At 43.7% G+C, this 24,218-nt stretch carries 19 protein-coding genes and 2 pseudogenes; 17 read left to right on the forward strand and 4 right to left on the reverse strand.

All coding sequences use genetic code 11. The annotated features are described in order from the left end of the window. The first annotated feature begins 195 nt into the window (after positions 1 to 195). The 6 genes and pseudogenes from gpmI to METLU_RS29310 form a co-directional block, all read left to right on the forward strand. On the forward strand, positions 196 to 1,740 hold the full coding sequence (gpmI, locus tag METLU_RS0116015; RefSeq protein WP_027159107.1) for a 2,3-bisphosphoglycerate-independent phosphoglycerate mutase: 1,545 nt from the start codon (positions 196 to 198) through the stop codon (positions 1,738 to 1,740). A 7-nt stretch (positions 1,741 to 1,747) separates the two neighbouring features. Continuing rightward, positions 1,748 to 3,004, forward strand: a complete 1,257-nt coding sequence (locus METLU_RS0116020; RefSeq protein WP_027159108.1) for a murein hydrolase activator EnvC family protein — start codon at positions 1,748 to 1,750, stop codon at positions 3,002 to 3,004. Positions 3,005 to 3,051: 47 nt separating this feature from the next. Next, on the forward strand, positions 3,052 to 4,380 hold the full coding sequence (locus METLU_RS0116025) for a S41 family peptidase (RefSeq protein ID WP_027159109.1): 1,329 nt from the start codon (positions 3,052 to 3,054) through the stop codon (positions 4,378 to 4,380). Positions 4,381 to 4,552: 172 nt separating this feature from the next. After that, positions 4,553 to 5,144, forward strand: a pseudogene (locus tag METLU_RS29305) (IS982 family transposase); the annotation flags it as partial. Between the two features lie 55 nt (positions 5,145 to 5,199). Beyond that, complete coding sequence (locus METLU_RS0116040; RefSeq protein ID WP_027159111.1) at positions 5,200 to 6,237, forward strand: IS630 family transposase; 1,038 nt, start codon at positions 5,200 to 5,202, stop codon at positions 6,235 to 6,237. Positions 6,238 to 6,274: 37 nt separating this feature from the next. Beyond that, positions 6,275 to 6,566, forward strand: a pseudogene (locus METLU_RS29310) (transposase); the annotation flags it as partial. Between the two features lie 196 nt (positions 6,567 to 6,762). Here METLU_RS29310 and METLU_RS0116055 read toward each other — a convergent pair. After that, positions 6,763 to 7,215 carry a DUF934 domain-containing protein gene (locus tag METLU_RS0116055; protein ID WP_027159112.1) on the reverse strand — a complete coding sequence of 151 codons (453 nt, stop codon included), beginning with the start codon at positions 7,213 to 7,215 and terminating at the stop codon, positions 6,763 to 6,765. After that, on the reverse strand, positions 7,202 to 8,854 hold the full coding sequence (locus METLU_RS0116060) for a nitrite/sulfite reductase (protein WP_027159113.1): 1,653 nt from the start codon (positions 8,852 to 8,854) through the stop codon (positions 7,202 to 7,204). The genes METLU_RS0116055 and METLU_RS0116060 overlap by 14 nt, the downstream gene beginning before the upstream one ends. 214 nt (positions 8,855 to 9,068) lie before the next feature. Here METLU_RS0116060 and nhaD point away from each other — a divergent pair, with 214 nt between their 5' ends. Both nhaD and METLU_RS0116070 read left to right on the forward strand, forming a co-directional pair. Beyond that, on the forward strand, positions 9,069 to 10,373 hold the full coding sequence (nhaD, locus tag METLU_RS0116065; RefSeq protein ID WP_196806632.1) for a sodium:proton antiporter NhaD: 1,305 nt from the start codon (positions 9,069 to 9,071) through the stop codon (positions 10,371 to 10,373). A gap of 53 nt (positions 10,374 to 10,426) precedes the next feature. Further along, positions 10,427 to 11,779, forward strand: a complete 1,353-nt coding sequence (locus tag METLU_RS0116070; RefSeq protein ID WP_027159115.1) for an AmpG family muropeptide MFS transporter — start codon at positions 10,427 to 10,429, stop codon at positions 11,777 to 11,779. Here the strand turns inward: METLU_RS0116070 and METLU_RS0116075 are convergent. After that, positions 11,712 to 12,527 (reverse strand): exodeoxyribonuclease III, encoded by an 816-nt coding sequence (locus METLU_RS0116075; protein ID WP_027159116.1) that lies wholly within the window; start codon positions 12,525 to 12,527, stop codon positions 11,712 to 11,714. The genes METLU_RS0116070 and METLU_RS0116075 overlap by 68 nt on opposite strands. A 95-nt stretch (positions 12,528 to 12,622) precedes the next feature. Here METLU_RS0116075 and rpmE point away from each other — a divergent pair, with 95 nt between their 5' ends. Next, on the forward strand, positions 12,623 to 12,823 hold the full coding sequence (gene rpmE, locus METLU_RS27435; protein ID WP_081679120.1) for a 50S ribosomal protein L31: 201 nt from the start codon (positions 12,623 to 12,625) through the stop codon (positions 12,821 to 12,823). A gap of 236 nt (positions 12,824 to 13,059) precedes the next feature. On the opposite strand, the gene METLU_RS0116085 is transcribed toward rpmE, so the two are convergent. Beyond that, positions 13,060 to 15,396, reverse strand: coding sequence for a penicillin-binding protein 1A (locus tag METLU_RS0116085; RefSeq protein WP_331271275.1), 2,337 nt, complete (start codon positions 15,394 to 15,396; stop codon positions 13,060 to 13,062). A gap of 275 nt (positions 15,397 to 15,671) precedes the next feature. On the opposite strand from METLU_RS0116085, the gene METLU_RS0116090 reads away from it, so the two are divergent. The 8 genes from METLU_RS0116090 to METLU_RS0116125 all read left to right on the forward strand — a co-directional run bounded on the left by METLU_RS0116090 (position 15,672) and on the right by METLU_RS0116125 (position 24,098). After that, positions 15,672 to 16,733: a pilus assembly protein PilM gene (locus tag METLU_RS0116090; RefSeq protein WP_027159118.1), complete on the forward strand. Its 1,062-nt coding sequence runs from the start codon at positions 15,672 to 15,674 to the stop codon at positions 16,731 to 16,733. Further along, positions 16,733 to 17,326, forward strand: a complete 594-nt coding sequence (locus METLU_RS0116095; RefSeq protein ID WP_027159119.1) for a PilN domain-containing protein — start codon at positions 16,733 to 16,735, stop codon at positions 17,324 to 17,326. Before METLU_RS0116090 ends, METLU_RS0116095 begins: the two co-directional genes overlap by 1 nt. After that, a complete protein-coding gene (locus tag METLU_RS0116100) occupies positions 17,307 to 17,963 on the forward strand; it encodes a type IV pilus inner membrane component PilO (RefSeq protein ID WP_027159120.1) in 657 nt (218 codons plus the stop codon). The genes METLU_RS0116095 and METLU_RS0116100 overlap by 20 nt, the downstream gene beginning before the upstream one ends. Continuing rightward, positions 17,963 to 18,523, forward strand: coding sequence for a pilus assembly protein PilP (locus METLU_RS0116105; RefSeq protein WP_027159121.1), 561 nt, complete (start codon positions 17,963 to 17,965; stop codon positions 18,521 to 18,523). Before METLU_RS0116100 ends, METLU_RS0116105 begins: the two co-directional genes overlap by 1 nt. 16 nt (positions 18,524 to 18,539) lie before the next feature. Beyond that, positions 18,540 to 20,858 carry a type IV pilus secretin family protein gene (gene pilQ, locus METLU_RS0116110; protein WP_027159122.1) on the forward strand — a complete coding sequence of 773 codons (2,319 nt, stop codon included), beginning with the start codon at positions 18,540 to 18,542 and terminating at the stop codon, positions 20,856 to 20,858. A gap of 75 nt (positions 20,859 to 20,933) precedes the next feature. Beyond that, the gene (gene aroK / locus METLU_RS0116115; protein ID WP_027159123.1) at positions 20,934 to 21,467 is read left to right on the forward strand and encodes a shikimate kinase AroK; all 534 of its coding nucleotides are present in this window, start codon (positions 20,934 to 20,936) and stop codon (positions 21,465 to 21,467) included. Then, positions 21,464 to 22,543 (forward strand): 3-dehydroquinate synthase, encoded by a 1,080-nt coding sequence (aroB, locus tag METLU_RS0116120; RefSeq protein WP_027159124.1) that lies wholly within the window; start codon positions 21,464 to 21,466, stop codon positions 22,541 to 22,543. Before aroK ends, aroB begins: the two co-directional genes overlap by 4 nt. Next, positions 22,533 to 24,098: an ATP-binding protein gene (locus METLU_RS0116125; RefSeq protein ID WP_027159125.1), complete on the forward strand. Its 1,566-nt coding sequence runs from the start codon at positions 22,533 to 22,535 to the stop codon at positions 24,096 to 24,098. The genes aroB and METLU_RS0116125 overlap by 11 nt, the downstream gene beginning before the upstream one ends. The last annotated feature ends 120 nt before the right edge of the window (positions 24,099 to 24,218 follow it).

Here is a 24,218-nt window from a genome sequence, read left to right on the forward strand (position 1 = left end):
ATTACTATAATGGCGACTTGTTTACGAATTTTTACTAAGTTGCCAAATGCGAAAAACTAGTAAATCTAACAAAATGATACCTTATTTTCAATCATTTTGGGTAACGAAGAATAAAACAACACATCAATTGATTTCTGCTCTGAAAGTAGTTAATCAATGTGGGTTTTTACTTTAGTGTACGGAGATAAATAAAGAATGTTAAATCGGCCAAAGCCTCTGGTGTTGCTGATCCTTGATGGGTTCGGTTACTCACAGGAAAAAGAATACAATGCGATTGCAATGGCTAATACGCCTTGCTGGGATAGATTACAGCATGATCATCCCATGACGTTGTTAAATTGTTCCGGTACTGTCGTGGGCCTGCCCGACCAGCAAATGGGAAATTCGGAAGTAGGGCATCTTCATATAGGAAGTGGTCGTTATGTGCCTCAGGATTTATCTCTGGTCAATAATGCCATAAAAGATGGCAGTTTTTTTTCAAACCCGGTACTTTGCCGCGCCGTAGATAAAGCTAGAGATTCAAGCAAGGCTTTACATATCCTGGGTTTATTGTCGCCGGGCGGCGTACACAGCCACGAAGACCAGATTTTGGCGATGGTTGAGCTAGCCGCCAGACGCGGGCTGAGTAAGATTTATATGCATGCATTTCTGGATGGGCGAGATGTACCGCCTAAAAGTGCCGCGTCATCATTGCAACTGCTGGAAGCAAAGTTCGCTGAATTGGGTGTGGGTCGCATAGCCTCGATTGCCGGCCGGTTCTATGCCATGGATAGAGATAATCGTTGGGATCGTGTAAAAGGCGCCTATGATTTAATCACAAAAGGAGAGGCGAGTTTTTATATCGATTCGGCGATGGAAGGCTTAGAGTCAGCTTATAGTAGAGGAGAAACTGATGAATTTGTGTCTCCGACTGCTGTTTTGGGTGCTGAGCATCAACTCATAGTCTTGGATCCTGATGATTCTATCGTTTTCATGAATTTCCGTGCGGATCGTGCACGTGAAATTTGCCGGGCTTTAACGGAAACAAAATTCGATGCTTTTGACAGAGGTCATGAGCCTCATAAAGGTTATTTCGCAACTCTAACCGAATACCATCAGGACTTTCATTTCGATGTGGCTTTCCCCTCGATTGATATAAAGAATGGCTTAGGAGAAGTGCTGTCCAACTTGGGCATGACACAATTAAGGTTGGCTGAAACCGAAAAATACGCACATGTCACTTTTTTTCTAAATGGGGGCATAGATACGCCTTTCCCCGGCGAAGACAGAATATTAGTGCCGTCTCCTAAAGTCAAAACGTATGACCTCCAGCCTGAAATGAGTGCCGTGGCAGTGACCGATCATCTGGTCGAAGCCATTATTGGCAGAAAATATGATGTTATTATCTGCAACTATGCCAACTGTGACATGGTAGGACATACGGGCGTGGTTGACGCAGCAGTTAAGGCGGTTGAAGCCGTGGATGCTTCATTACAGCGCATAGTCGATGCATTGCTGACAGTAGGTGGGCGTCTGTTATTGACTGCCGATCATGGCAATATCGAGCAGATGGTTGATAAAGAGACAGGGCAACCTCATACCGCTCATACTACCAATCAGGTACCTCTGGTTTATGTAGGCGGCGACAAGCCATTGGTCTCCGGCGGCAGTCTGTCGGATCTGGCGCCAACCATGCTGGCAATTTTAGGTGTTGAGCAACCTATTGAAATGACTGGTAGATCACTTATTAGATCTGTTTAATTTGTGAATGAGAAAAAAGATAGTTTTTTGTTTTTTGCTAAGTACATTTATAAGTCAGGTTATTGCTGGTGTTTCGCAAAAAAGCAAGGAACTGGATGAGGTTCAGTCTGACATCAGAGCCGTCGAGCAAAATATGGAGCGTATCCGGCAGGAAAAAGATACGTTAAACGCTCAGTTGGCGGATATTGAAAGAACATATGGAGAAACGGTCGCTTTATTGAAAGAGTTGCAAGAGCAAATCGATCAGAGGCGACAAAATCTGGATAAAACTCAATTAGATATACAGAACTATCAGGATGAAGTAAAAAAACACAATAAAGAACTGGCGGGCCAAATAAAAGCGGCCTACGCAATGGGGCAAAAAGAAAAGTTAAAGTTAATGCTCAACCAACAAGACCCCGCCTTATCAAGCCGGATGATGGTGTATTATAATTATCTTAACAAGGCCCGCTTAAAGAAATTGGCGGATATTGACGAGTCTTTAAAGCATCTGAGTCAGTTGGATAAACAAAAACTAGAAGAAACTGAACTTTTAGAGCAAAAACTGGAACAAAAGAAAGCAGAGCAAACAGCGTTGGCTGATGTCAGAAAACGGAGGAATGAAGTACTGATACAATTAGGACGAGATTTTTCCTCAAATGAACATCAATTAAATAGCTTAAAAGAAAGCGAAAATGAATTGATGGCTCTGATTGGCTCATTGCAGGGAGAAAGAACCGATGAGTTCTCTCTTGATGCCAACCAGGCAGAGTCTGCCAAGAATGAAGAAGATCTTCTGGCGCTTAAGAAAGACTCACTTAACGATCAGGATAAGGTTGCCGAGATTAAGGCGGATTTTTCTAAACTCAAAGGTGATTTTTCCTCGCTTAAAGGCCAATTGCCTTGGCCTGTCGAGGGAAGACTGGCTCAGAAGTTTGGCAGTCCACGTTCAGAGAGTCTTTGGGATGGTGTGTTAATCGAGGCTCGGGAAGGTACCGAAATACATGCTGTTACCAAAGGAGAGGTGGTTTATGCAGAGTGGCTCCGGGGTTACGGTTTATTGACGATCATTGATCATGGCAGGGGATATATGTCTCTTTATGCTTTTAATCAGAGCCTTTACAAGCGGGTCGGTGAATGGGTGGAAGCGGGAGAGATTATTGCTTCAGTTGGGCAGAGCGGTGGACGTAGTCAATCTGGGTTATATTTTGGAATACGCAAGCAAGGCAAGCCGGTCGATCCTCTTGAATGGTGCCGGAAAGTAAGCCAGGATCAAGTTAGTTAGTCATTGGATAATATTTTTAGGAAATCGTATTCGGGGTTTTAAGATACATGCTAAAAAAGAAGAGTATTTTTATTTTGTTCTTGGGCATTATGTTGGGTGTTTTCGTAAGCACCTGTGGCAGTGTCTTTGCTGATCGGGATAACGGGGAGGTTGTGACTGATACAGAAACCCTGCCTTTTGAAGATTTGCGGACATTTACAGAAATTTTTGGCCGGATCAAGCGAGATTATGTAGAGCCTGTTTCCGATAAAAAATTACTGGAAGATGCGATTCGAGGCATGCTGACTGGGCTTGATCCTCATTCCGCCTACCTGATTGCAGAAGAGTATCAGGAATTAAAGGAAGGGACTACAGGACAATTTGGCGGCCTAGGCATAGAAGTAACGATGGAAAACGGCTTCGTTAAAGTGGTTTCACCTATTGACGATACGCCTGCGCAAAGGGCGGGCATAAAAACCGGCGACCTTATTGTCAGGCTTGATGATCAGCCTGTGAAAGGGATGTCTTTAAATGATGCGGTTAAAATCATGCGGGGCGAACCGGGTAGCAAGATTTTACTTACCGTTGTGCGAGAAGGTGAAGAAGCGCCTCTAAAGATAACCATAACCAGAGACATAATAAAAGTTAAAAGCGTAAAAAGCCGGATGTTGGAAAAGGACTATGGCTATGTGCGTATCAGCAGTTTTCAATCCAAAACCGGAGAAAGCCTTAAGGAAGCTGTTGCTGAGCTGAAAAAGGAAAATGCTGGTGGCTTAAAAGGATTGGTGCTTGATCTAAGAAATAACCCCGGAGGCGTGTTAAATGCGGCTGTGGAAGTGAGCGATGCGTTCATTAAGAGTGGGCTCATTGTTTATACTGAGGGGCGCATTGAGAATTCTGAAATGCGCTTCAATGCCTCGCCTGATGATATTATCGATGGCGCTCCAATTGTCGTTTTGATTAACGCTGGTTCTGCATCGGCTTCCGAGATTGTAGCTGGAGCCCTGCAGGATCAAAAACGCGCAGTGATCATTGGCGAGAAATCATTTGGTAAAGGATCGGTGCAGACTATATTGCCAACAAGTAATGGTGCGGCAGTTAAGCTGACTACCGCACGATATTACACGCCTTCAGGAAGATCTATACAAGCCGAGGGTATTGAGCCAGATATTGCCTTGGCTCGTGTTAAGCTGGAATCATTGGATAAGTCAGAATTCACACCTGTTAAGGAATCAGATTTATCGCATCATTTAACGAATGGCAACAAACGTCCTAATGAACAAACTGATGCACAACAACCAGGTAAGGAAAAGGATAAGGAAGCTTTGGATCTCCAGGATTATGCACTGCATGAGGCGCTAACATTATTGAAAGGCATCAGCATCATGCATAAGTAATCATTGGTCTGACTTCATATTCTGAAAAACCCGTTCTTGAGGCATTCGTCTGGAGCACGGGTTTTTTTATTGTAATTAACCTCTGTTCGGGATAAGAACAGTAGGCGGGTTTTTGAAAAATAGGAAAAATACAGACTCCGACATCCATTTTTTTCCTCAAAAACCTGTTTTTATGAAATTAACGCACTTGTTTTGTGATGTAGATGATTTTTGCCAGGCTTTCATTTCAGCCTGGCAAGAAAAACAGCTACGAACGGAGACCGGAGGCGTCACCGCGCGCATCGCATGAGTTATAGCGAAATGATCACTCTGTTAGTGTCTTACCATCAGTCAGGCTACCGAACCTTCGAGTGGTTTTATCTCAATCATGTTCGTAAACATTGGCGATCAGCGTTTCCTAGCTTGTTGAGCTACAACCGGTTTATTGAGCTTCTGCCGACTATCATCGTGCAACGACTTTCATGAACAGCCGTTGCGGCACCTTGCAAGGAATTGCCTTTATTGATTCTACGCATCTGAAAGTCTGCAAGAATATCCGTATTCCCCGGCCTAAAACGTTTGTCAGTCAGGCTGGTCGGGGCAAGTCATCGACGGGCTGGTTTTATGGCTTCAAATGGCATCTAGTCGTCAATGACCAGGGTGAAATTCTGTCATTGTGCGTCACCGCAGGTAATGTCGATGACAGAAAACCGGTGCCCAAACGGGTGAAATCATTGATTGGCAAGCTGTTCGGCGATCGAGGTCATATTTCCAAAAAATTAACTATAGATACGGCCCAATGAAGTTTGAACTTTTTAATTCTGAGCCTGTCGCAGAGCTATGGATAAAGAAGACGCAAGATATCAAACACTGGAACAATTGCACGAAAGGCGAAAGCAAGTTGTGCGCTTACATAAACAAAGCATCAAGGTCATGAAAATTGTCGATCTGACGGGGTTGAGCTATCCAACGGTCAGAAACACGCTGGCTCTGTACGAGCAAGGTGGCTGGAAAGCGATCAAGCCAGCCAGTCGTGGTCGTGAAGCCGGTCAAGGCCGTCTGTTGACGCCGGAGCAAGAAAAACAAATTCAAGATGCGATCATCGATAAACGCCCGGAACAATTAAAGATGGACTTTTGTTTATGGAGTCGTGCAGCCGTCATGCAACTGATTGAACAGGACTATGGCATCACATTGCCTGTCAGAACAGTCGGCAAATATTTGCGCCGCTGGGGCTTTACCCCTCAGAAGCCGATTAAAAAAGCTTATGAACAGCGGCCCGAAGCGGTGCAGGCTTGGCTTGAAGAAACCTATCCTGTGATTGCCGCTAGAGCAAAAGCCGAAGGCGGCGAAATTCATTGGGGCGATGAAACTGCATTGACGAACACCGATGTCCGCGGGCGAAGTTATGCGCCGGCTGGAGAAACACCGGTGGCTTATGCGCCGGGCGGAAAACGCGAAAAACTTTCGATGATTGCCACGGTGACCAATCAGGGGAAAGCCCGCTGGATGATTATTGACGAAGCCTTCAATGCGACCAAACTGATTGAGTTCCTGCAAGCTCTTATCAAGGATACAGGCAAAAAAGTCTTTTTGATTGTCGACAATCTATGTGTACATCATGCCAAGCCGGTTAAAGTTTGGTTAGCCGAACAGGTCGACAAAATCGAAATGTTCTATCTGCCCAGCTATAGTCCGGAACTGAATCCGGAAGAACGTTTGAATGCTGATCTCAAACAGGCCATAGGTAAAAAAGTACCTGTGAGAACGAAGGCTAAGTTGCGTGATGCGGCCAATGAACATATGACTGGTTTAGAAAACGCTCCTGAACGGGTTCGGAGCTTTTTCCAGGACAAACACGTAAAATATGCCGCTTAAAACTTCAAGGGGCCGGATCAATAAGCTGTTGGTCAGCCAGGATATTAAACTGATTACCACCTTGAAAAAGAACATGAAAGCTCAAGCTATTGATGCCATTTGATCAATGGATGCTGCGTAAACGCAGCATCGTTGAAACCATTAATGATCAGCTGAAAAACATTTTTGACCTCGAACATTCGCGTCATCGCTCGCTGACCAATTATCTGTAGAATACTATGGCAGGCTTAGTGGCTTACACTTATCAAGAGAAAAAGCCGGCTCTCAGTCTGCGTGAGCTTGATTTGTTACCTTTGGAGCAAACCTTATCCCGAACTGAGGTTAATTAATATCTCAAAAATTCGCGGAATTTTAAATTTGGGTATTAATCCCGCTCAAAATAGGCGGGTGACTATGATTGATGCGGAACGATATCTATTCCTGACGGATTTCGGGTGATCAGATCCGGTTGATAAAGGTTGGAGTTCGGGATGTTCTGGTAAGAAAAGAGCAAGGCAGGCACGATAATGCACACCTTGCTATATTTTAATTGGTTGAATTTTGATAAGTGACTGTAAAGTCATTCAGAGTAGACAATGCTACAGGCAGGTCTTCAGTTTTTTCTAAATTAAATGCATTAATGCCGACACGCGATAAGTAAAATACTTGATCCGGCATGTAGTGTCCTGTCGCTCTGATTTCGCCCTTATATTGATAGCGATTTCTGAGCAGCCATGCATGAGAAAATGTACGTCCGTCAGCAAAAGCAGGAAAGTTCAGTTCAATTAATTCAAATTTTCCCAGATTTTCAGCAATATCATCAACCGAATCTGAAGGTTCAAGTCTAACGCCTATTTTTCCGTCATGATGCAATAGTTGCTGCTTGTCTTTTTTCCAGCGAGCCAGCGAAACAGTGATGTCGCCGACTTTCAATTCAGCATCATCCGGCACATGAGTCCAGTTATCATTGATGATTTGTTTGTCTTTAATTATCTGCATAGACTTCTTCTTTGAATGGAGTAATTCCAACCCGTTTTACCATGTCCAGGAATGATTCATCGTCCAGGCGCTGTTTGACATAAACATCAAGAATGATAGTCACCGCTTTAGTTACCTGGTCTTTAGCAACCGCAGGCCCTAACCTTTCGCCAATCGCGGCTTCGTTTTCTGAAGAACCGCCTAGTGTCAATTGATACCATTCAGCCCCTTTTTTATCAACGCCCAGTATGCCGATATGACCGACGCTTTGATGCGCACAACCGTTCATGCAGCCCGACATGTTAATTTTTACATCGCCTATATCATGGATGTAATCCATATTATCCAGGGCTTCATTGATTTCTTTGGCAATGCCGATGGAACCGGCATTGGCCAGTGAGCAAAAATCAAGGCCCGGGCAGCAAATCATATCGGTCACGGTGCCAATGTTGGGTGTGGCAAGCTTCAGTGCATCCAGTTTTTGCCATAGCGAGAACAAATCCGCTTGCTTGACATCGGCAAAAACCAGGTTCTGCCTATGGGTGCTCCGTATCTGTCCAAAGCTGTATTGGTCCGCCAAATCAGCAACCGCATCAAGTTGCGTGTCAGTCATATCTCCAGGAGGGGAGTCTGGCGCTTTGAGTGATAGGAAGGTGATGCGATAGCCCGGCACTCTATGGTTAAGGGTGTTATGTTTAACCCAGGTGGCAAAAGCTTTGTTCTCCAGTTGGTGCTGTGCAAAACTGGTATCTTCCGCTGCATGGTGCTCGTAGGCGGGTGGGGCAAACTGGGCTTTTATCGCTTCAATACGATCGGCGCTAAGTTCCAGATTATCCTTGATCAGCAACCATTCTCGCTCAACTAATTTAGTAAACTCTTCCAGTCCGGTTTCTTTAACCAGGATTTTGATGCGCGCTTTATATTTGTTATCGCGCCGCCCGTATAAGTTATAAATACGCAGTATTGCTTCCAGATAAGACAGCAAGTGCTTCTTTTCCAGGTAAGGTCTTATTACTTGACCGATAATAGGGGTGCGACCTAAGCCGCCGCCGACAAGCACTTGAAAGCCTGTTTCGTCGGCATCATTTTTGACCAAGTGCAAGCCTATGTCATGAAACTGAGTGGCAGCCCGATCAAGTGCAGCGCCACTGACTGCGATTTTGAATTTGCGCGGCAGATAGGCGAATTCAGGATGCAGAGTAGTCCATTGTCGAATAATTTCACAGTAAGGACGAGGATCTTCAATCTCATCGATGCAAACGCCGGCCAAATGATCTGAAGTCGTGTTTCTCAAACAGTTGCCGCTGGTTTGAATGGCGTGCATTTGAACGCTGGCCAGTTCTTCGAGAATATCGGGAATTCTTTCCAGTTGAGGCCAGTTAAACTGAATATTTTGCCGGGTCGTAAAATGACAATAGCCTTTGTCATATTCGCGCGCAATATGAGCCAACTTGCGAAATTGCTTGGAAGAAAGCAGGCCATACGGTCCGGCTATCCGCAGCATTGGTGCATGAGTTTGAATATAAACGCCATTCATCAATCTCAAGGCGCGAAATTGATCATCCGATATTTCGCCTTTTAAAAAACGTTCGGTCTGCCTTCTAAATTGGGCTACACGTTCTTCAATAAGTGTTTGGTCGTCTTCGTTATACTGATACATAGATATAGTACTTGTTATGCCTGTCGGGCCTGTATTCATGAGCAATAATCATATACTGCGAGCCATAAAATGACAAAGTTTATTATATGGTGATACTATTAACGGTTAAGATTCGGTCAGTGTTTGTTTAATTAACTACTAGAAAAATTAGGGGGTTACTTTGTTGCGGTTTTTATTTGTCCTATTGTTGATGCTGGTGTTGCCTGAAATGGCTATGGCAGCTGATTTTGAAACGCTTGGGCTGACAGGAACAGAGCGTGGCATTTACACGGTTCTGATTTTTATTATCGCCTATGGTTTTGTTATGGCTGAGGAATTTACGCATATGCGTAAATCCAAGCCGGTTATTCTGGCAGCAGGCATTATTTGGGCGCACGCTGCTGTTTTGGCGTCTCAAGCAGGTGTTTCTGCAAAAGATATGCATGAAGCTTTCGAATACAATTTGAAAGAATACGGTGCATTAATGTTATTCCTTTTGGTCGCGATGACTTATATCAATGCAATGACTGAGCGGAATGTGTTTGAAGCTTTAAGATCCTGGCTGGTAAGAAAACAGTTTGGATACCGTAAACTGTTTTTGATTACCGGCGTGATCACTTTCTTTTTGTCAGCTATAGCGGATAATCTGACTGCTGCATTGTTGGTTGGCGCGGTAGTCATGGCGGTAGGGGCTGATAATCCGAAGTTTGTCAGTCTGGGCTTCATCAATATAGTTGTCGCAGCTAATGCGGGCGGCGCTTTCTGTCCTTTTGGCGATATTACTACCCTGATGGTCTGGCAGGCGGAATATGTCCAGTTCTTTGACTTCTTCAAGCTTTTCATCCCTTCAGCAGTGAATTATGGGGTTCCGGCGGCATTTATGTATTTTGCCGTGCCCGATGAACAACCTCAGGCTACCAGTGAGGCAGCGGTACAGTTAAAGCCGGGAGCAGTTCAAGTCTGTGCATTATTCTTGCTGACGATTGTTACTGCGGTAAGTTTTCATCAGATTCTGCATTTGCCGCCTTTTATGGGCATGATGGTCGGTCTTTCTGCATTGATGATTTACGGATATCGCATCAATATAATGTATTCGTCACAAGGCCAGCCTTTTGATATTTTTAACAAAGTGCGTGAAGCTGAATGGGATACCTTGTTCTTTTTCTTCGGCGTTGTATTTGCTGTAGGCGGGTTAGGATATATCGGTTATCTTGAACTGCTTTCAGGCGCCTTATATGATGGTTTGGGAGCGACAACAGCCAATATTTTAGTGGGTATAATTTCAGCGATTGTTGATAATATTCCTGTTATGTTTGCTGTGCTGAACATGAATCTGGATATGGATCTGTATCAGTGGCTGCTGGTTACTCTGACTGCTGGCGTAGGCGGTTCAATGCTGTCAGTGGGTTCGGCCGCAGGTGTGGCATTGATGGGGCAATCCAATCACAAATATACCTTCTTCAGTCACTTGAAATGGACGCCAGCGATTGCTGCCGGTTACGCCGGAAGTATCGTTGTTCATTACTTGATTAATGGCTGAAATGTCCAATATGCACCGCATGAAAATGCGGTGCTTTCTCGCGGGTAAGGTCAATGGCGGCTGAAAAAAGTTGGCGCTCGGCCTTTTCGGTTTACGCTCAGTCGCGTGTGCTGAGCATGATGTTTCTCGGTTTTTCGGCGGGCCTGCCTTTTCTATTAGTCTTTTCCACCTTATCCGCCTGGTTAAGGGATGAGGGTGTGGCTCGCTCCGTTATTGGCTTTTTTAGTTGGGTGGGTTTGACTTATTCAATAAAAGTGTTTTGGGCTCCCGTAATTGACAGATTGTCGCTGCCTTTTTTCACCAGAATATTAGGTAAACGGCGAAGCTGGATGCTTCTTGCTCAATTGGGGATTATGGCCGGTCTGATGGGCATGGCAAGCTCGGATTCACACACACAGTTACAGCAGATAGCTTTATTTGCTGTATGGGTGGCATTTTGCTCGGCCACGCAAGACGTCGTTATTGATGCCTATCGCATTGAGGCTGTTAAGCCGGAATATCAAGGTGCAATGGCGGCAATGTATGTATTGGGGTATCGGATTGCGTTGTTGGTATCTGGCGCGGGCGCTTTTTATATTGCGGATTATTCGAGTTGGGGATTAGCTTACTTTGCCATGGCGGCAGCTATGATCATAGGCATCGTCACGACACTCTGTCTTAGCGAGCCTGAGCATACACAGACTAAAGCCGTGAAAGTACTTGAGGATAAGCTTGAGTCGACATTGGGTGTGGAAAAACGCTTGAATATCTGGCAGCGTGCACTTGCAGGTATCTCTGATGCTGTTTTGAGCCCGTTTGTGGAATTTTTCAGCCGTAACGGCTCCATCGGTCTATTGATTCTGGTGCTCATCGCTGTTTATAAGATGAGCGATATCACAATGGGGGTCATGGCGAACCCGTTTTATCTTGATTTGGGTTTTAGTAAAAAAGAGATTGCCGAAATCAGCAAGGTTTTTGGTTTTTTTATGACCATTGCTGGCGCCGCCTTGGGTGGTGTGTTAGTGGCAAAATATGGCGTCATGCGCCCCTTGCTGTTAGGTGCGGTTATAGTGGCCGGTACTAATCTGTTATTTGCTGTTTTGGCGATTAGTGAACCTAGTCTGTTGTTATTGGCGGGCGTAATAAGCGCTGATAATTTAAGTGGCGGTATAGCAACATCCGTTTTCATTGCTTACCTTTCAAGTTTGACGAATACGGCATATACCGCTACGCAGTATGCCTTGTTCAGTTCCTTGATGACATTGCCGGCGCAGCTTCTAGGTGGCTTGTCCGGCATTGTTGTCGACGCTTACGGTTACTATGTATTTTTTATTTATGCATCAGTCGTAGGCGTGCCGGCTATAGTTCTGGTACTTTTGCTGATGCGTTATCAGCGTTCGACCCAAGCTCGTAATCGTAATCCATGATAAGTGGCGCATGATCGGAAAAGCGTTCGTCTTTATAGATTGATACAGCACTCACCTTGTCTTTGAGTGAGGCGCTGATGATCTGATAATCAATTCGCCAACCCACGTTTTTTTTCCAAGCCTGACCTCTGTTTGACCACCAGGTATATTGCTCAGCTTCTTGATTAAGCAGTCTGAAAGCATCGAGCCAATGATTACTGGCGAATAATTGAGTCAGCCAAACTCTTTCTTCCGGCAAAAAGCCCGAGTTTTTTTGGTTGCCCCGCCAGTTTTTCAAGTCGATTTCTTTGTGGGCAATGTTCCAGTCGCCGCAGATGATGTAATCTCGTCCGCTTTGTGCGCATTCTTGCAGGTAGGGCAGGAAGCGATCCATGAATTTAAACTTTATCTGCTGCCGGTCTGCACCGGATGTGCCGGAAGGTAGGTAAAGCGATATAACGCTGAGTTTGCCAAATTGTGCTTCAATGAATCGGCCTTCTGCGTCGATATCAGGCCAGCCTATTCCTCTTATGATTTTATCAGGCTGTTTTTTACTAAAGAGCGCTACGCCACTATAGCCTTTTTTTTCAGCATCATGATAGAAACAGTAGTAACCAGTTGGGCAGAAGAGTTCTGGTTTGAGTTGGTATAGCTGGGCTTTTGTTTCTTGTATGCAAATAATGTCGGCATTTTGTAGCAGCATCCATTTAAAAAAGCCTTTGCTTTCAGCAGAGCGAATGCCGTTAGCATTTAGTGTAATAATGCGCATGCGTATAAATTGAGTTGCGGTTTTAGTATGAAAAACGTATTATACGGGGTTCTTCAATAAGTATGTAGCCCGTCCATGGGTAATGTGAAAGTGATATGAAACCAGAAATTCATCCTGAATATAAACAAATTACCGTAACATGTGGTTGTGGTAATACATTTGAAACCGGTTCTGTATTAAGAGGCGACTTGCAAATAGAGGTTTGTTCCTCTTGTCATCCTTTCTATACAGGCAAGCAACGCGTTGTTGATACAGCTGGCCGCGTTGACAAATTCCGCAAAAAATACGGCAAATAACTTTTTAGGTTTTTGTTTCAGCAGCATATAGATATAGTTCAGCAATTTCAAAGAAGCTGGCTTTATCTGAGTTTTTTACTGCTCATTAATGCTTTATGGTAGCGCGATAGAATTGCTTATCCTCGCTAGAGATAGTTATGCATCAAAAAGCTGGGGTTGTTCTTATGGCCCCAGTTTTAGCCTTCAGCAATTATAACCGGGCATTGCTGGGCGGCCTGGAATGTTAATCTGATGCTCTAAAATAGAGCTTCAATCGGTTTTTCATTGGGCTGACTATATTCGCCGGGTAAATTTTCAAATACCGGTGCGGATTTATCGGGTACGTGCTCGGCCTGAAAAAATTCCCATACTCCATTTCGGCTTCCTTCAGGCGCCAGCAGGCCAGTCTGAGGATCGATAAATGCTTTTACTATTCCCTCAGGCACATCAAAGGAAACTTCAGGTGTGTTTTTCAGAGCCGTTTGCATAAATTCTATCCACATCGGTAAGGCGGTGACTCCGCCTGTTTCAAGATTTCCTAATGACACATAGTTGTCAAATCCGACCCATGTTGTTGCTACGATGGAAGGTGTATAACCATTGAACCAGGCGTCGCGCTGATCATTGGTTGTACCTGTTTTTCCAGCCAGATCTTGTCGATTCAGAACTTTTGCGCGAGTTGCCGTACCGTGCTGCACAACGTCTCTAAGTAAGGAATTCATAAGAAAATTAATTCTTGGTGAAATAATTCGCGGTGCATAAGTTTTATTCAACTCCTGACTGCTATCGCATGAAGGACAGGCTATTCTGGGTCTTGCCTGATAGATGACTTTTCCCTCGTTGGATTCAATACGTTCAATGAAATAAGGCTTAATAAGAAAACCGCCATTAGCAAATGCGGCATAAGCTCTTGCCATTTGCAGGGGCGATGCGTAGCCGCTACCTAAAGCTAGAGACAGGCTTTTGGGCAATTGGTCTTGAATAAAGCCAAAGCGCAAAGCCGTAGAGACGGCTTTTTCAATGCCTATTGCTTTCAAAAGGCGAATGGAAATAATGTTTCTTGAGTGGATTAAAGCTGTTCTAATGCTTGTAGGGCCAAAAAACTTTCGATTGTAATTTTCGGGTCGCCATTCGTCATTTTCTTGGCTTGAGTCATCTATGATAATCGGGGCGTCATTGATAAAGCTGGCCAGGGTGTAACCTTCCTCTAATGCCGTGGTATAAATGATAGGCTTAAAGCCTGATCCCGGTTGTCTTTTAGCTTGGGTGGCACGGTTGTATTTGTTATGGAAGAAGTCGAAGCCGCCAGACAATGCCAGGATTGCACCATCGATTGGATTTATTGAAACAAAGGCCCCTTCTACTTTCGGTACTTGAGTTAAAGCCCAGGTATTGTTTATTAATTGGCGGACCCGAATGATATCTCCGGGTTTCAAAATGCTTTTTATAGCATTCTGAGCCCATTTTATATTTTCCCAAGGTACTTCGATGATGGCGTTATTTTGAAGTTTGGCAACGACCGTGTTGTTAGTTATTCTTATAATATAGGCGGGTTTGGTATCTCCGATAATAGGAATATCCCTGAAATCGTTAACTGTGTCGATGTTGGCGTGAGGCGCTGAATGATATCCGTGACGCTCATCATAGGTGTGTAATGTATTTCTAAGAGCCTGATCAGCGGTTGTTTGTAATGATGAGTCGATCGTTGTATAGACTTTAAAACCCGATGTATACGCTCCTTCACCGTATTTATCAAAAAGCTTTTGCCTGACCATTTCGGCTAAATAGGGTGCTGAAATTTCAGGTAATAGGTATTGCAGTTTGGCAGTTGAAAGTTGATTGGAAGCGTTGTCAAATTCCTTCTGAGTTATGTAGTTAAGCTCAAGCATCCGTCGCAAAACATAATTGCGTCTTTGCAGCGCCCGAGCTTCATTAGTGATCGGATTATAGGCTGATGGGGCTTTGGGCAAGCTCGCAATCATGGCGTATTCTGCAAGCGTAAGTTCATTAAGGGGGCTGCCGTAATAAGTCTGTGCGGCTGCAGCGACACCATAGGCTCTATGTCCCATGTAGATTTGGTTCAAATAAAGTTCAAGAATTTGCTTTTTGGGGTACTCGTTTTCTATTTTTAGCGCCAGAATAATTTCTTTTATTTTTCGGATGTAGGTTTTTTCTCTGCCAAGCAGAAAGTTGCGCGTAACCTGCATAGTGATAGTGCTGCCGCCTTGTCTTTTTTTTCCGGTTAAGGCTAGTTGTATGGCTGCTCGCAATAAGCCTTTATAGTCAACACCGGGATGTTCAAAAAAGCGCTCATCTTCGGCTGCCAGAAAAGCATTAATAAGTTGTTGAGGCGTCTCATCGATATTGATTGGAGTCCGTTTTTTTTCTCCGAATTGAGCAATGAGAAGATTATCTTTGCTATAAATTCTTAAAGGAATCTGATACTGAACATTGTGCAATGTTTTTATGTCCGGCAGATCCTCTGATAATTTTTGATACACCAAGTAGCCGGTGAGCGCTATGCAAGCGCTGATCGCTATAAAAAAAGCAATCAACCCCTTCAAAATTCTTCCGCACAGCATTTTTATAGTCACGAGTAACTCTGAATAAAGTTTACGGTATAGATAAACTACAGCTTGTTAGGAATAACAAGATTTTCCAGTTAAATGCCGATTGCAACAAACTTCGCTGGAGTATAGTGGAACCGGTCACACAAATAAATTGGATATTTTTCATATCAAAATAAAAAAATAAAAAACACTACTATACTTCTGAAGGTGATTAGTTTTTTGACTGCTGAATATATACGAGAGACAGGCATTTCAATTTATGCAATACATTCATTATCAAGTTTTTCGAGAGTTAATTCATGAGCTGGTTTAATCAAAAACAGAATGCTGTTCTTGGTATTGATGTAAGTACAGCTGCAGTAAAGTTACTGGAATTGAGCAAGGTCGGTGCTCGTTACCGGGTCGAGAATTATGCGGTGGCGTCTTTGCCGCAAGATGCCATCATTGATAAAAATATCGCTAACATTGATGTTATATCCGACGCCATAAAAGTTGCATTAAAGCAATCCGGATCAAAGCTCAAGCAAGCGGCTGTAGCAGTTGCCGGTTCGGCTGTTATGACAAAAATTATAACGATGCCCGCTTCATTATCCAGTGATGAAATGGAAGAGCAGATCATGGTTGAGGCTGATCAATATATACCTTATTCCCTTGATGAGGTTAATCTCGATTTTGAAGTGCAGGGTGAAAATGAACATAACCCAGAAATGGTCGATGTGCTGCTTGCCGCTTCGAGAAAGGAAAATGTGGATGACCGGGTTGAGGCATTAGCAAAAGCCGGCTTGAAGGCCAGGGTGGTCGATGTAGAAGCGTTCGCAATGGAAAATGCATTTACATTGCTCGCCGACCAATTGCCAGATTCATTAGAGGGGCGAACCATTGCCATCGCCGACATAGGGGCAACCATGGCCACGTTAAACGTTCTTCATGATTGTCGCACCGTGTATACGAGAGAACAAGGATTTGGGGGGAAACAGCTGACTGAAGAAATTCAGCGCAGATATGGTTTGTCTTATGAAGAGGCGGGCTTGGCAAAAAAACATGGCGGATTACCAGATAATTATACCACTGATGTACTTGACCCATTTAAAAGAGCCATGGTGCAGCAAATTGCTCGATCGTTACAGTTTTTTGTCTCATCAAGTGCGAATAGAGGCATTGATAGCATCATTCTCGCAGGTGGCTGCGCTTCAATTCCCGGTGTAGAAAAGCTGGTTGAACAAAGTCTGGGGGTGCCTACTTATATCGCCAATCCTTTCATCAACATGGCTTTATCAAATAGAGTAAAGCCACAGGCATTGAGTAATGATGCTCCGGCAATGATGATTGCCTGCGGCTTGGCATTAAGGAGTTTTGACTAATGACAAAGATCAATTTACTCCCTTGGCGCGAAGAACTGCGTAGACAAAAAAAGCAGGATTTTATAAACGTGATCGTACTATCGGTCCTGGTTACGATTGCTATTCTTGGAATGGTTCATCTCTATATTGAAGGGCTGAAGGAATATCAAGAGCGAAGAAATAAGATGCTGCAGGATGAAATAGCATTGTTAGACAAAAAAATTCAGGAAATCAAGGATATTGAAGAGAAGAAAGCCAAGTTGCTGGCTAAAATTGATGTGATTCAGCGATTGCAGGAAAGTCGTCCGGAGATTGTGCATTTGTTTGATGAGATAGCTAGAACGACACCTGAGGGGGTGTTTCTTACCAAATTCACCCAGACGGCATCCGATCTGACTTTTGATGGCAAATCGCAATCAAACGCGAGAGTTTCCGCTTTTATGCGAGCGATAGATATGTCCCCTTGGCTGCAAATACCAAAGCTTGATGTGATTCAGTCGAAGGACAAAACTAATTCTGAGCAGTTAAGTGATTTCACGATGCGCGCAAAGCAGGGCAAGCAAAAGGCCGAAGCCGGGAATGGGGAGGTAACCAATGAATCTGTCAGACATTAATTGGGATTTTAACGCGGCCGGAACATGGCCGTTACCTGTTAAGGCGGCACTAATTTTACTAACCTGTTCTGTAGTCGCAGGCGGAGGTGTTTACTATGATACCGTTGACCAGTTAACAGAACTTGAAAATCTTGAGCGGAAAGAGCAGGAGTTAAGGCTCTCTTTTGAAACGAAACAAAAAAAAGCGGTAAATCTTCAGGATTACAGAGATCAATTATCGCAAATTGAAGTTTCATTGCACGAAATGCTCAGACAAATGCCTACCAAGGAAGAAGTTGCAAGCCTGCTGATTGATATCTCACAGACAGGTTTGGCGAGCGGTCTGGAATTCAGATTGTTTAAACCGGCTGCTGCCGTGAACAAAGAATTTTACTCAGAGTTGCCGATTAATATTGAGGTAATAGGAAAATATGAGGAGCTGGGTTTATTCGTAAGTGGTGTGGCTGCTTTGCCTAGAATTGTTACCGTGCATGATGTCAACATTGTTCCTATTGATAAAAGCAAAGGCAAAGACAAAGGCAAATATGAAGCGGGAACCATGTTGATGAATGCGACAATAAAGACTTATAACGAAAACGTTGATCAAGAGGTTCCGAGCGGTAAGACAGGCGTTAAGAAGAGAAGGGGGAAAAAGTAATGGGATACAAAAGTTTGCCATTATTGATTAGCAAACGGACAAGTTTACAAATAGGCTGTACCGTTCTCCTTGCTCTACTGGCAGGTTGTGGGAATGACGATTTTTCAGATTTAAATCGTTATATCTCTGAAGTCAAAGCCAGGCCTAAAGGTCCTATTGAGCCATTGCCCGAGATTAAAGTTGTTGAGCCATTCATCTTTAAGCCGGAAGGATTGCGGGATCCATTCAAGCAATTGGAGCAGACAGAGCAAGTAGAAGGACTGGACGTTGGAACAGGTAACGGCATAAAACCCGATACTTCTCGTCGCAAAGAAGAGTTGGAAGCATTCTCTCTGGACAGTTTAAGAATGGTGGGTACTGTAGTTATGAAGTCAGGTTTGTGGGGATTGATAAAAGCGAGTGACGGTACAATCCATCGCGTTCGGGTTGGGAATTATATCGGTAAAAATTATGGAAAAATTATACGGATAACCAACGATAAAATTGAACTGACAGAAATCATTCCTGACAAGCCGGGATCGTGGCGAGAACAATCCGCTTCATTAGCTTTGTCAGAGTGATTTCGAGGATAACAAAATGAATAATAAACAGGGCGACATTATGTTGAATAAAACGGGACGTTCCCTATGGGTGCACTTCGGGTTAGGCTTATTTTTATTTATGTTCCAAATTGCATCCGCAGGAGCCGGTAATATATCTATCCAAGGTATAGATATTGTTACTTTGCCCGGGGATAAATTACAGGTACAACTGGAAATGAGCGGGACGGCCATTGAGCCTAAAGTCTTTCATACGGATAATCCCGCAAGGATCGCCTTGGATTTTCCCGGTGTAAAGAATGCATTGGATAAAAAGGAGTACCCGATAAACCAAGGATCTGCGCGTAATGTTTATGTGGCGGAAGGGGCTGATAGAGTTCGTGTCGTTCTCAATCTGGTTGAATCCGTGCCTTTTGATACCAAAGTGATCGGTAATAAAGTGCAGCTTACTTTAACCAAAGCAAAAGCAGTAATACCTGATCGATCTGTTCCGATTGCTCAAAAACCGGCAACCTCTGTAATCTCCAGCTTAATGCCTGAGCAGGCTATCAGAGGTTTGGATTTCAAGCGTGGAGATAGGGGGGAAGGACGTATATTGGTTTCTTTGGCAAATCCCAATACTATTGTTAACAGCAAGGAAGAAGGTGGGAAAGTTGTTATTAGTTTCCTAAATACGCAATTGCCGGGTAATTTAGAAAAAAAACTCGATGTATCCGATTTTGCAACACCGGTTAGATCTATTGATGCTGTTTCGACAAATAAAGACTCCGCCATTACAGTTTCGCTACAAAATAGTCTCTATGATTATTCACTTTTTCAGTCGGAAGGATTATTGACTGTTGAATTCAGGCCTATAACTGCCGAAGAAAAAGAGGCGGTTGACAAAAAAAGAGCGAAATACACAGGCGACAGATTGTCTTTGAATTTTCAAGAGATTGATGTCCGTAGCGTTATTGCTGTATTGGCTGAGTTTACCGGGCAGAATGTGGTTGCCGGCGATGACGTTACTGGAACCGTTACCTTGAAACTGGATGATGTGCCCTGGGATGAAGCTCTAGACTTTATCATGATGACCAAGGATCTGGAAAAGTATGAGACGGGCAATGTTACATTGATTGCGCCGCAGGGCAAGATTAAAAAATATAAGGAAGAACAGCAAAAGACAGAAGCTGTAGTTGATCAATTAGAGCCTTTGGCGACCGAGTATCTCAAAATTAATTATGCTAAAGCGGAAGATTTTAGAAATTTATTATATGGAGAGGATGCAAGTGCTATTGGCAGTTGTGCTTATGTTACTCAACGTGATTTCTCTACAAGTAACAGCAGATCCAACCAGAACCAGGGTCAGAACCAGAATCAAGATCAATTCCAAAATCCATACCAACAAGGTCAAAATTCAAGCCAAGGCTTCGGAGATATGGAAAACAATTTAGTGTCAAAAAATGGATTGATATTGCTCTCCGCTCGAGGATCCGCAGTTGTTGATTCAAGAACCAATACACTGATTGTGCGTGAAACGGCAAAGCGTTTGGAAGAAGTTAAGAAGCTGATACACAAACTGGATATTCCAGTGCGTCAGGTTATGATTGAGTCAAGAATAGTCATCGCTTCCAATACATTTGCTAAAGAACTGGGGGTGAGGTTTGGCATTGCAAAACAGGCTGAAGTCGGTTCCGGTACGGTATTTGGTGTTGGTGGTCGAGGAACTCGAGGCAACGGCAATGCTCAAGTTGATGAAAATGGTAATATAGGCGTATTAAATGATGCGCTGGTGGATCTGGCGACATCATCTAATCCCTATGGCGCCTTAGGTATGACCTTGGCAAGAGGTGCGGATTACGTGTTAAATCTTGAATTATCGGCTCTACAGGACCAAGGGCGCGGAGAACTCGTGTCCAATCCAAGAGTCATGACTTCCGATCGCTGTCTGGCAACGATTCAACAAGGCGCCAAAATTCCCTACGTAACCCAAAACGGTCTTAGCGGAACCAATACCACATTCGTTGATGCTGTATTGCAACTGGGTGTATTGCCGCAAATAACTCCGAATGGAAGTGTGATTATGGGTTTATATATCACCAAAAACACTCTAGGCGAACAAGTGACAGAGTTTGGCGATCGCTTAATTGACAAGCGGGAAATTAAAACCAGTGTGCAAGTGAACGATGGGGAGACAGTTGTGCTTGGTGGTGTCTTTGAAGAAGAGTTAAATAATGATACTAATAAAGTGCCTTTTTTTGCTGACCTGCCGGGTATTGGTTTCTTGTTTAAGCGTACATTCAATCAGGATGATAAAAGGGAATTGCTGATTTTTGTCACACCAAAAATCATCAAAGACGCATTATCATCTTATTGATAGCTTCTACTTGGGGCAAAAAGGGGGCATAATGCCCCCTTTTTTTATGCTTAAATCTAAAGAACCAAATAGCTCATGATGCAATCAGAAAATATCTATTTAATTGGTCTCATGGGTGCTGGAAAAACTACTATAGGCCGGCAGTTGGCAAAGGCTCTTAAATTGCCTTTTTATGACAGTGATAAAGCAATTGAAGAAAGCACTGGCGTAGACATCTCTACTATTTTCGAATTTGAAGGCGAGGAAGGATTCAGGGACCGCGAGCAGAAAATGATTCAACAGCTAACGCAAAGGAAAGGCATCGTGCTGGCTACTGGCGGTGGGGCGATTTTGCGGGAACAGAACCGCAAGTTATTGAAGGAAAATGGTTTTATTGTTTACTTGCAATGCTCGGTGGAAAGAGTTCTGGAACGGACACGCAGAGACACTCAGCGACCGCTATTGCAAACTGATAACCCCAAAGAGCGTATAGAAAGCCTGTTCGCACAGCGCGAGCCTCTTTATCTGTCTTGTGCCGACTATAAAATTGATACCGGTGCGATGCAAAGCAAAACGGTTGTTAACCACATACTGGAAAAATATAGATCAGTTAATCGTTTACAAAAATGAAAAAATTAATTGTACAGTTAGATGACCGTAGTTACCCCATATACATAGGCTCTGGTTTATTGAGTTGTCCGGAACTCTTGACTCAGCATATAAAGTCCAGGCAGGTTCTGGTGGTTACTAATGAAACCATTGTGCCATTGTATCTGGACGCGACTTTAAAGAACTTGCAGGGCTATATTGTTGAAACGGTTATTTTGCCAGACGGCGAGCAGTATAAAACTTTAGACTTTGTCGCCAGGATTTTTGATAAATTATTGGCTGGCAAATTTAGTCGAAATGCGACGCTTATCGCTCTGGGCGGCGGCGTCATCGGCGATATGGGTGGTTTTGCCGCAGCCTGTTATCAAAGAGGCATCCCTTTCCTGCAAATACCTACAACCTTGTTGGCACAGGTTGATTCTTCAGTCGGTGGAAAAACGGGTGTTAATCATGCGTTGGGAAAAAACATGATCGGTGCTTTTTACCAGCCTCAATGCGTTATTGCGGATGCCGATGTTTTGGATACGCTCGATAATCGTCAATTGTCGGCAGGTCTGGCGGAAGTGATTAAATACGGCTTAATTAGGGATGTAGAATTTTTTGTCTGGCTGGAAAATAATATTGATGCCTTGCTGGCAAGAGATAAGCAGGCGCTAGCCTTTGCCATTGAACGGTCCTGCATTAATAAAGCTGAAATTGTCGCTGAAGATGAAACAGAAGCTGGAATTAGGGCCACATTAAATTTGGGCCATACTTTTGGTCATGCAATTGAAACGGGCATTGGGTATGGTCAATATTTGCATGGCGAAGCAGTCGCCATTGGTACTTGTCAGGCTGCTGATCTTTCCAGAAGAAGAGGCTGGTTAACTGACGAGGATGTAACAAGAATAATTGCGCTTTTCAACAAAGCCAAATTACCCGTTAATCCGCCGGAAGAAATTGATGCACAGCGATTCCTTGAATTGATGGCGGTTGACAAGAAAAATGTAGACGGTCAAATAAGGTTGATTCTGCTGAAGAAAATTGGTGAAGCAACCTTGCCTGTAGACGTAAATCAAGAACTATTAGAAGTAACGCTTAAAACCTATGGTAGATAATGATACCTTTACGTATCATCTGAAGAAGTCGTTGAGCGAACCAGCCGATAAGACTGTTCGTTCTTTGATAACGCAGGAACGAACTCAGAAACTTGAATTACTGGTTCATCTGCTTGCCAATTTAACCCAGTCTCTTATCATCTGCGGACCAGAGGGCATTGGTAAAACAACTTTGCTGAAAGTCTTGCAGGAGCGCAAGGTTGACTCGTGGTCGTATTGTCCAATACACGGTAATGCTGATTTAAGTTTTGAAAAAATCCAGGAACACATGGCAAAGGCCATCGCGCAAGACAAGTCTGACAGGCCGGGTCAGGCTGTAGCAACGGCTGTTGGTCAGCATGAAAGCCGGAAAAGAAAAGTAATCCTGATCATTGATAATGCCGGCCAGTTGGTACCAGGCCTGATTACGACAATAATTCAATATGCTTCATCAAATCCTGTTTTAAGAGTGGTCTTTGTTTTGACGCATGATGAACTGCACATGAAGAACAGATCGGACCGAGCTATTGATGATTGCTATTTTATAGAAATACCGCCTTTGTCGGAAAAACAATGCGGTGAATTTTTGCAGCATCTATCAACGCAACCTTGGGCGCAAATTTCATTTAATGCCATCAATGAAAGCATGGTGGAAGCTATTTATCGGGAAACGCATGGGATTCCGGGAAAAATTATCGCCGAATTGCCCGCTTTGGCTAGCAATCCCAAACCAGGGATCAATGCCAAATGGATAATGCCGGCTGCCGTAGCCGGCTTGATTGCCGTAGCGCTTGTTGTGCAATGGATGAGTTCTGTTCCGCGTAATGAAGTTGGCACAATTGCTAGTTCGTCTGTTGGTCAGAATCAGATTGCTATTGAAACAGCACCGTCATCAGTCGTGCCAATACCTGCGGTCTCGACTGAAAACGCCAAAAATAAACAATCTGTGCAACCAGAGCAAGGAGAATTGCAACAGCAGAAGACGACCAATGAAAAAACTTCAGCAGGGTCTGAAACAGATGGCACGCTAAAGGACTCTGCTGAATTAGAAGCGTTAGCGGCGGTTGAAAATGCGTCTGAACAAACGGATACGATTTCGCCCAGTCATAATGCGGAAAACAGAAGCCCTGCTAATGATGTTCAGCAGATAGACGACAAGCTTAAAAGATCGAAAATAGATAAAGCTATTAATAGTGCCAAGCAGGTTGAATCGGAAGAAACGGACATTAGTGATAAGAAAAAAAATGTAGAGGATGCGGCTGCATCGAAAGAGAAATTACTAGCAAAGCCAGTTGCTCAAGAAAGTGAGAGGCAGCCGCCAGTAACTCAAATGGCTAATAGTTACACGTTGCAACTCATGGTTTTATCCAAACAACAATCGGTAGAGGATGTGCTGAAAAAATACCCGTTGTTAGCACCGAGAATTAGATATAGTCGGAAAATAATCAATGGCAAGGAACGCTATGTTTTAATGTACGGTTCTTTTTCCAGTGCTGCGCAGGCAAACCAAGCCCGGAATTCATTGCCGCCTGAGTTACGTAAGGCCATGCCAATAAAAATGAGTGTGGCTAAATAAAGAACTTGTGACCTTCGGCGAACAAAAATTAAATAGTTGAGTGGCAGATATCTTTTTTAGAGTTTCTATGCTTCAGTATTTAGAGTAAACAGCATTCCTTGAGTGTTAGTGTCTCACGAC

This window comes from Methylobacter luteus IMV-B-3098 (assembly GCF_000427625.1).
GTDB lineage: Bacteria > Pseudomonadota > Gammaproteobacteria > Methylococcales > Methylomonadaceae > Methylobacter > Methylobacter luteus.

Excerpts from the sequence above, each read along its gene's own strand:
- gpmI (WP_027159107.1), top strand. The coding sequence starts at position 196 with ATGTTAAATCGGCCAAAGCCTCTGGTGTTGCTGATCCTTGATGGGTTC.
- METLU_RS0116020 (WP_027159108.1), top strand. The coding sequence starts at position 1,748 with ATGAGAAAAAAGATAGTTTTTTGTTTTTTGCTAAGTACATTTATAAGT.
- METLU_RS0116025 (WP_027159109.1), top strand. The coding sequence starts at position 3,052 with ATGCTAAAAAAGAAGAGTATTTTTATTTTGTTCTTGGGCATTATGTTG.
- METLU_RS0116040 (WP_027159111.1), top strand. The coding sequence starts at position 5,200 with ATGGATAAAGAAGACGCAAGATATCAAACACTGGAACAATTGCACGAA.
- METLU_RS0116055 (WP_027159112.1), bottom strand. The coding sequence starts at position 7,215 with ATGCAGATAATTAAAGACAAACAAATCATCAATGATAACTGGACTCAT.
- METLU_RS0116060 (WP_027159113.1), bottom strand. The coding sequence starts at position 8,854 with ATGTATCAGTATAACGAAGACGACCAAACACTTATTGAAGAACGTGTA.
- nhaD (WP_196806632.1), top strand. The coding sequence starts at position 9,069 with ATGGCAGCTGATTTTGAAACGCTTGGGCTGACAGGAACAGAGCGTGGC.
- METLU_RS0116070 (WP_027159115.1), top strand. The coding sequence starts at position 10,427 with ATGGCGGCTGAAAAAAGTTGGCGCTCGGCCTTTTCGGTTTACGCTCAG.
- METLU_RS0116075 (WP_027159116.1), bottom strand. The coding sequence starts at position 12,527 with ATGCGCATTATTACACTAAATGCTAACGGCATTCGCTCTGCTGAAAGC.
- rpmE (WP_081679120.1), top strand. The coding sequence starts at position 12,623 with ATGAAACCAGAAATTCATCCTGAATATAAACAAATTACCGTAACATGT.
- METLU_RS0116090 (WP_027159118.1), top strand. The coding sequence starts at position 15,672 with ATGAGCTGGTTTAATCAAAAACAGAATGCTGTTCTTGGTATTGATGTA.
- METLU_RS0116095 (WP_027159119.1), top strand. The coding sequence starts at position 16,733 with ATGACAAAGATCAATTTACTCCCTTGGCGCGAAGAACTGCGTAGACAA.
- METLU_RS0116100 (WP_027159120.1), top strand. The coding sequence starts at position 17,307 with ATGAATCTGTCAGACATTAATTGGGATTTTAACGCGGCCGGAACATGG.
- METLU_RS0116105 (WP_027159121.1), top strand. The coding sequence starts at position 17,963 with ATGGGATACAAAAGTTTGCCATTATTGATTAGCAAACGGACAAGTTTA.
- pilQ (WP_027159122.1), top strand. The coding sequence starts at position 18,540 with ATGAATAATAAACAGGGCGACATTATGTTGAATAAAACGGGACGTTCC.
- aroK (WP_027159123.1), top strand. The coding sequence starts at position 20,934 with ATGATGCAATCAGAAAATATCTATTTAATTGGTCTCATGGGTGCTGGA.
- aroB (WP_027159124.1), top strand. The coding sequence starts at position 21,464 with ATGAAAAAATTAATTGTACAGTTAGATGACCGTAGTTACCCCATATAC.
- METLU_RS0116125 (WP_027159125.1), top strand. The coding sequence starts at position 22,533 with ATGGTAGATAATGATACCTTTACGTATCATCTGAAGAAGTCGTTGAGC.